This window comes from Streptomyces sp. sk2.1, assembly GCF_008120935.1.
GTDB lineage: Bacteria > Actinomycetota > Actinomycetes > Streptomycetales > Streptomycetaceae > Streptomyces.
Genome location: NZ_RDBO01000145.1, coordinates 1 through 7,705, shown reverse-complemented (window position 1 = coordinate 7,705; position 7,705 = coordinate 1). Strand labels below are relative to the sequence as shown.

Below are 7,705 nucleotides of genomic sequence, written 5' to 3'. Positions count from 1 at the left end.
AGCCGGGTCCCCGTCCCATGCCCCTCGACCACATCCACATCCAGCGACGACAGACCACCACTCGCAAGAGCCCGCAGAATGACCCGCTCCTGCGACGGACCGTTCGGAGCAGTCAGACCATTGCTCGCACCGTCCTGATTGACCGCCGAACCCCGCACCACCGCAAGCACCTCGTGCCCACACCGCCGCGCATCCGACAACCGCTCCAGAACCAGCACCCCCACACCCTCGGCCCAGGCAGTACCGTCAGCACCCTCCGAAAAAGCCTTGCACCGACCATCCACAGCCAGCCCGCCCTGACGACTGAACTCCACGAAAACACCATGGCTGGACATGACGGTCACACCGCCGGCCAGGGCCAGATCGCACTCACCGCCGCGCAGGGCCTGCGCGGCCAGATGCAACGCGACCAGGGACGACGAACAGGCCGTGTCCACACTCACCGCCGGACCCTCGAAGCCGAAGGAGTAGGCGACGCGGCCCGAGACGACACTGTTGGAGTTGCCCGTGAGCAGGTAACCACCGTCCTTGTCCGCCGACTCGTGCAGCCTCGGACCGTAGTCCTGGGCCATGGCACCGATGAATACCCCGGTGCCGCTGCCGCGCAGCCCGGCCGGGTCGAGACCGGCCCGTTCGAGGGCCTCCCAGCTGGTCTCCAGGAGGAGCCGCTGCTGCGGGTCCATGCCGACCGCCTCGCGCGGACTGATCCCGAAGAACTCGGCATCGAAGAGGTCGGCGTCGTGCAGGAAACCGCCCGACGTGGTGGCCGACCTGGCGTCGAGCGGCCAGCCCCGGTTCTCGGGAAAGCCGGTGATCGCGTCCGCCTCGTCCAGGACGAGCTGCCACAGGTCCTCGGCCGACGTCACGTCGCCGGGGTAGCGGCAGGCCATGCCGACGATGACGATCGGGTCGTCCTCGCCCTCCTTGCCCATCGCCCGGGCCGGGACGCCGGGGTCGGGGCGGACTCCGGTCGCCTCGGCGACGAGGTGGTCGGTGAGCCGCTGCGGCGTCGGGTGGTCGAAGAGCAGCGTGGTCGACAGCCGCAGACCGGTGGCGGTGACGAGCCGGTGGCGCAGCTCGACGGCGGTCACGGAGTCGAAGCCGAGGTCCTTGAAGGAGACCGTCGGGTCGACGGCGTCGCACGGGTCGAGGCCGAGGACGAGGGACGCCTCGCCGAGCACGAGGTCACGGACGAGGGCGGTCGCCTCCTCCCCCGACAGGCCCGCCAGGTCGAGCCCGTCCGGCTCCACCAGTTCCCCGGACTCCCCGTCCTGCTCGTACTCGGCGAGGTCCGACGGCGGTACGGAGCCTCCCGGCTCCCCGGCCGCCCCGGGGGCCGCGGCGACCGGCGGCTCCACCCAGTACCGTCGGCGCTGGAAGGCGTACGTCGGCAACGGAACGGCGGCGGCGTCGCCCGGGAACACCGGCCGCCAGTCCACGGTCACGCCCTGGGCGTGCAGGGACGCCGCAGAGGTCAGGAACCGGCGCGGGCCGTCCTCGTCGCGGCGCAGCGACCCGACGACCACGGGTGCCGTCTCGCGGCCCTCCAGCGTCTGCTGAACGGCCATGGTCAGGATGGGGTGGGGGCTGATCTCGACGAAGGCGTCGTGCTCGGTGAGGGAGAGGACGGTGCGGTGGAACTGCACCGTTTCCCGGATGTTGCGGTACCAGTACCCGGCGTCCAGCGTGGCGGTGTCCAGCTCGCCGGCGGTCACCGTGGAGAAGAAGGGGACGGTCCCGCGCCTCGGGGCGAGGTCCACCAGGTCGGCGAGGAGGGCCTCACGGATGTCGTCCATGTGGGCCGAGTGCCCGGCGCAGTCGGAAGGCACCTTGCGGGCGCGGACGCCTTCGGCGCGGCACCGCTCGACGAGGTCGTCCACGGCCGGCGCGTCCCCGGAGACGACCACGGCCCTCGGACCGTTGACGACGGCGACGCACAGGCGCCCCTCGTAGGCGCCGAGCCGCTCGGCGACCTCCTCGGGGGGCAGCTCGACCGAGGCCATGCCGCCGCGGCCGGCGACGGTCAGCAGGTGCCGGCTGCGCACCGCGATCACGCGGGCCGCGTCGTCGAGGGTGAGGGCCCCCGCCACGTACGCGGCGGCGACCTCGCCCTGGGAGTGGCCCACCACGGCGCCGGGTTCGACGCCGAAGGAGCGCCAGACGTCGGCGAGCGCGACCATCACTGCGAACAGGGTCGGCTGGAGCACGTCGATGCGTTCCAGGGAGGGCGCGCCGGGAGCCTTGCGCAGGACGTCCTCGGTGGTCCAGTCGAGGTACGGGGCGAGGGCCCGGTCGCAGGCGCGGACACTCGCGCAAAAGACGTCCGAGGCGTCGAGCAGGTCGGCGGCCATGCCGTGCCACTGCGAGCCCTGGCCGGGGAAGACGAAGACGGGGCGGTCGACCGGCCGGGCGGTACCGGAGACCCTGGAGGCCGAGCGGTCCCCGGCGGCGAGCGCGGTCAGCTCGGTGACGAGTTCCGCGCGGCTGCCGGCGAGGAGGACCGACCGGTGGCGGAAGGCGGTGCGGGTGGCGGCGAGCGACCAGCCGATGTCGACGGGCGCGTCCCCGGTGTCGCCCCCTGTGGTGTGCTCGGTGCGGGCGAGTTGGGTGAGCAGCCCCTCGGCCTGGGCACGGAGCCCGGCGGCTGTGTGTCCGGAGACGAGCCAGGGCAGGGTCCCGGCCCGGAAGGCGGCCGGCCGCGTCGGCTCGGGCTCCCGTCCGGTGGGAGAACTGGTCAGGACGAGGAGGGAGTTGGCGCCGGCGCGGTCCGCCTGCCTGCGGGGCACCGGCGTGGGTGCGGCGACGACGAGGTGGGCGTTGGTGCCGCCGACGCCGAAGGCGGAGACACCGGCGAGCCGCCGCTCCGACTCGGGCACGGGCCAGGTGCCGAGGGCGTCCTGGACGCGCAGGTTGAGCCCCGCGAGCGGGACGCGCGGGTGGGGTGCGGTGTGGTGGATGCTCGGCGGGAGCTGCCCGTGGGTGAGGGAGAGGACGACCTTGAGGAGTCCGGCCATGCCGGCGGCGGCGCCGAGGTGGCCGATGTTGGTCTTCGCCGAGCCGACGAGGAGCGGGGAGCCGGCCGGGCGGGCGGTGCCGAGGACTGCGCCGAGGGCGGCGGCCTCGATCGGGTCGCCGACGGGGGTGCCGGTGCCGTGCAGTTCGACGTACTGGACTTCGGAGGGGTTCACTCCGGCGTTCCGGTAGGCGCGGGTGAGCAGGGCCCGCTGGGCCTCCTCGTGGGGGACGGTGAGGCCCGGGCCGCCGCCGTCGTTGTTGACGGCGCCGCCGCGGAGCACGGCGTGGATCCGGTTGCCGTCGGCGAGGGCGCGGGAGAGCGTCTTGAGGACGACGAAGGCACCGCCCTCGCCCCGCACATAGCCGTTGGCGCGGGCGTCGAAGGTGGCGCACCGACCGTCGGCGGAGAGGCCGCCGAAGTGCTCGGCGAGGTCCGCGCTCTCGGTGCCGAGGTCGAGCTCGACGCCGCCGGCGAGCGCCATCTCGGTCTCGCCGGTGCGCAGGCTCTGGCAGGCCGTGTGGACGGCGACGAGGGAGGACGCCTGGCCGGCGTCGACGGTGAGACTGGGGCCGCGGAGGCCGAGCACGTACGAGACGCGGTTGGCGATCAGGCAGCGGTTGAGTCCGGTGAAGGAGTGGTGGCCGAGCGGGGTGCGGGAACGTCGCGCCAGGTCGGAGTAGTCGCCGGTCATGGCTCCGACGAAGACGCCCGTGCCGCTGCGTTCGAGGTCGGCGGGGACGATGCCGGCCTCCTCCAGTGCTTCCCAGGCCAGTTCGAGCATGAGTCGCTGCTGTGGGTCCATGGCCACGGCCTCGCGCGGGGCGATGCCGAAGAAGCCGGGTTCGAAGTCGCCGATCCCGTCGACGAAACCGCCCTTGCCGGCCGGTCCCGCGGCGGCACGGCCGCCGGTGGCGGCGACGCGGTCGGCGGGCGGCTCGGTGACGGCGTCGCCCCCGCGTGCGAGGAGCTCCCAGTACGCCTCCGGGTTCGGGGCGTCGGGGAAGCGGCAGGACAGTCCGACGACGGCTATGGGTTCCCCGCAGGGCTCTGCCCCGTGGCGGGTGTTCTCGACAGACACGCGGTTCCTCATTCGCATTCCGGGGGCTGATACGGGGGCAACGGCACGGGGCGCCGGGCGGCCGGGCCGGGGTGGCTGGTCGCGGTTGGTCAGCCGGGGGTGGTCACCACTCCACCCGCAGTCGGGACAGTCCTCGGGTGGCGAGGCCGTCCTTCCAGATGACCGCGTCGGGCCCGGAGGCCGTCCGGAGGCCGGGGAAGCGGCGCAGCAGGCGTTCGACGGTGATGCGGACCTGGAGCCGGGCCAGCGGTGCGCCGAGGCACCGGTGGACGCCGTGCCCGAAGGTCAGGTGGGCGGCGGTGCGGCCGTCCGCGTCGATCCGCTCGGGGTCGGTGAAGACGGCGCCGTCGCGGTTGCCGTGCAGCAGGGAGACGAGGACGCCTTCGCCGGGCTGGACGGTGATGTCGCCGAGTTCGACGGGCTCGACCGCGACGCGCGGAAAGGCGAGCGGGGTGGCGGGGCTGAGGCGCATGAGCTCCTCGACGGCGGTCGGCACGAGCTCAGGCCGTTCGCGCAGTGCGGCGAGGGCGGTGGGATCGGAGAGCAGGGCGAGCACGGACAGGGAGAGCTGGCCGACGGTGGTCTCGTACCCGGCCATGAGCAGGGTGAGCCCGAGGGTCAGCAGCTCCGGCATGGACAGGTCGCCGTCGTCGTGCGCGCCGATCAAAGAGGTGAGGAGGTCGTCCTCGCCGCGCTGCCGCTTCTCCTCGATCAGGGTGGACATGTACTCGACGAGTTCGAGGCGGCGGCGGGCCTTCTCGCGGGGGTTGCTCACGGAGATGTCGAAAAGGACCTCGACCCAGTCACGGAACCGGCCGGCGTCCTCGGGCGGGACGCCGAGCAGCGAGCACAGGACCTCGAGCGGCAGCGGTGCGGCGATCGTCCCGACCAGGTCGGCGCCCGGTCCGGCCTCTGCGAGCCGGTCGAGGTGCTCGTCGGCGAGCCGCTCGACGAACGGGGTCATCGCGGCGACCTTGCCGGTGGTGAAGGACCCGGTGACCATGCGGCGCAGCCGGGCGTGTTCGGCGCCGTCCATGCTCATCATGGAGTCCGGCACCGGCTGCGCGTCGATGACTGTCGGCGCGTGCGGCTTGACGGCCTCCGCCCGGCTGAAGCGGCGGTCCGTGAGGACCGATCGGCCGAGCGCGTAGTCGCGGACCAGCCACATCTTGTGACCGGTGGGGGTGGCGATCCGGGTGACGGGTTCGTCGCCGTGCTCCAGGAAGTCGGGCAGGGGGCCGATTCGCCCGGCGTCGTGCGCGTACGGGCAGCCCGCCGTTTCCGGCACCCGCTCGTCTTGGTGTGTGTCCAACTTCGTACTCCCGGTGGTCTCGTTCTCGTGGCCGGTCATGACGACGCCGTGATCCGCTGTTCGGCCTCGCGAATCGTCTCGGCACGCCGGTTGAAGGCGATGCGGACGTACTGCTCGCCCCGGGCGGGGTCGGAGAAGAAAGAGGCGCCGGGGACCAGGAGGACACCTGCCCGGTCGAGCAGGTCGCGGACGAATCCGGTGCAGTCGCGCTCGCCTGCCGTCAACGGGCCGATGTCGGCGAAGAGGAAGCAGCCGCCCTCCGACGGGGAGAACTTCATGCCGACACGGGCGAAGATGCTTTGGGCCAGGTCGCGCCGGGCTTCCATCTCCCGGGCCACCTCGTCGAGGTCGGTGGCCATGGCGGCGCGGCCGGCGGCCACCTGGAGCGGTGCCGCGGTGCCGTTGGTGGTGAGTTCGTGGACGCGTCGCAGCGTCTGTGTGCGCTCGGCGTCGGCGCGCAGGAAGCCGAGGCGCCAGCCGCTCACGGCGTGGCTCTTGGAGAGCGAGCCGACGATGATGCTGTGCTCGGCGAGCCCGGGCACGTCGGCGGCGGAGACGTGCCGACGACCGTCGAAGACGAAGGTGCTGTAGACCTCGTCGCTGATGGCGGTGACGTGCCACCGGGCGCACAGCTCGGCGATCTCGGTCAGCTCCTCGCGGGTGAGGACGCGGCCCGTGGGATTTCCGGGGGTGTTGAGGATGATCGCCCGGGTGCGGGGGCCGAACGCGGCAGCCAGCTCGGCCGGGTCGTAGCGCCAGTCCGGGGCGTGCAGGGGTACGAAGCGGGGGACGGCGCCGGCCAGGCCGACGGCGGCGCTGAACTGCTCGTAGCCGGGGGTGAGCACGATGACCTCGTCGCCCGGGTCGACGGTGGCGAGGAGGGCGACGCAGAGGGCCTCGGTCGCTCCGGCGGTGATGGTGAGCTCGGTGTCGGGGTCGGTGGGGGCCTTCAGGGTGCCGGCGATGTACTGGCGCAGCAGCGCGTCGCCCGCGGGGAGTTCGTACTGGTTGTGCCCGGCCTCCATCGCGCCGGTGGCCTCCCCGATCAGCTCTGCGGTGGGGTCGGGGTAGCCCGGCGTGCCGACGGCCAGGTCGATGGCGCCGCGGGCGCGTGCCAGGACGAACAGCTCGGTGAGGGTGTTGCCCGACAGCGTCGCGGCCCGCTGCGAGATGTGCGGCCGGTGGGCCAGGGGGTGCGTCATGTCCGGTCCTCCGTGGTGCTGGGGTCGTTGCCGTACAGGGAGGGAGGGGCGCCCCGGGTGAGGAAGGCGGGCGGTGGCCCGCCTCCCTCCGGGGGACGTGTCAGGCGCGCGGGGCGGTGAGCTCGGTGGGGCCGCCGAGGACGGCCCATTCGAGGACGGCCATGGCCGAGGTCATCTTGTGGTAGGCCTGGCGCCAGGCGAGGCTGTCCGGTCCGTCGAGGACGTCGTCGTCGACGTCCTGGCCACGCATGGCGGGCAGGTCGTGCAGGAAGACCGTGTCGGGGCCGCCGACGGCGGTCATCATCTGCCGGGTCACGCGGAAGCCGTCGAAGGCCCTCAGCCAGGAGTCGTCCCCATGGCTGACACCCATGGTCTGCCAGCGGGTCGCGTAGACGGCGTCGACGCCGGTCGGCAGGGAGCCGAGGTCGTGGTGCTCCCGAATGCGATCGCTGCCGCCGGACAGGAGCTTGACCGTCTCGGCGATGTGGGGTTCGAGACCGTAGCCCTCGGGGGTGACGAGGGTGAGACGGAGGTCCGGCACGGCGGCGACGGCCATGGCCAGAGCGCCGGCGCTGCTGTTGCCCTCGCCGATGTAGAGGATGTGGCGTCCGGACAGGTCGCCGAAGTGCTCGCGGAGGGTGGCGAGGTCGGCGATGGCCTGGGTGGGGTGCTCGTGCTCGCTGAGCGCGTTGACGATGGGGATGCGGGCCGCACCGGCGAGCTCGCGCATCTCCTCCAGGGGACCGTTGGTGCGCAGGACGAACGCGTCGAGGTAGCCCGACATCACGCGTGCCGTGTCGCCCCAGGTCTCCCCCGTCGTCAGCTGGAGGTCGTCGGGGCCGTACGGGATGACCGAGGCGCCCAGGCGCAGGGCGGCGGCGGAGAAGGCGGTCCGGGTGCGAGTGGAGGACTTGCCGAAGTAGATGCCGACGACGCGCCCGGCGAGCGGGAGGCCGCGCCGGTCCGGGGCGGCGAGCTTCACGGAACGGTCGACGAGATGACGGACGGTGGCCGGGTCGAGGTCCTGGAGGGAGAGCAGATGCCTCATGGGGTTCTCCTTGTGGTGGGCGAAGGGGGAGGTGGGGCCGGAGCCGGAG

General features: G+C 73.0%; 4 protein-coding genes. All 4 read right to left on the bottom strand.

Annotation, left to right across the window (positions count from 1 at the left end; translation table 11 throughout):
* Positions 1 to 4,094, bottom strand: a 4,094-nt coding sequence (locus tag EAO76_RS41565) for a type I polyketide synthase (RefSeq protein WP_148841425.1), incomplete at its 3' end; no start/stop codon positions are given.
* A gap of 103 nt (positions 4,095 to 4,197) precedes the next feature.
* Entirely contained in the window at positions 4,198 to 5,406 is a 1,209-nt protein-coding gene (locus tag EAO76_RS41560; RefSeq protein WP_262376201.1) for a cytochrome P450, read from the bottom strand.
* 35 nt (positions 5,407 to 5,441) lie between these two features.
* A complete protein-coding gene (locus EAO76_RS41555) occupies positions 5,442 to 6,608 on the bottom strand; it encodes a pyridoxal phosphate-dependent aminotransferase (RefSeq protein WP_148841423.1) in 1,167 nt (388 codons plus the stop codon).
* 100 nt (positions 6,609 to 6,708) lie between these two features.
* Positions 6,709 to 7,656: an ornithine carbamoyltransferase gene (locus EAO76_RS41550; protein ID WP_148841422.1), complete on the bottom strand. Its 948-nt coding sequence runs from the start codon at positions 7,654 to 7,656 to the stop codon at positions 6,709 to 6,711.
* Between the last annotated feature and the right edge of the window lie 49 nt (positions 7,657 to 7,705).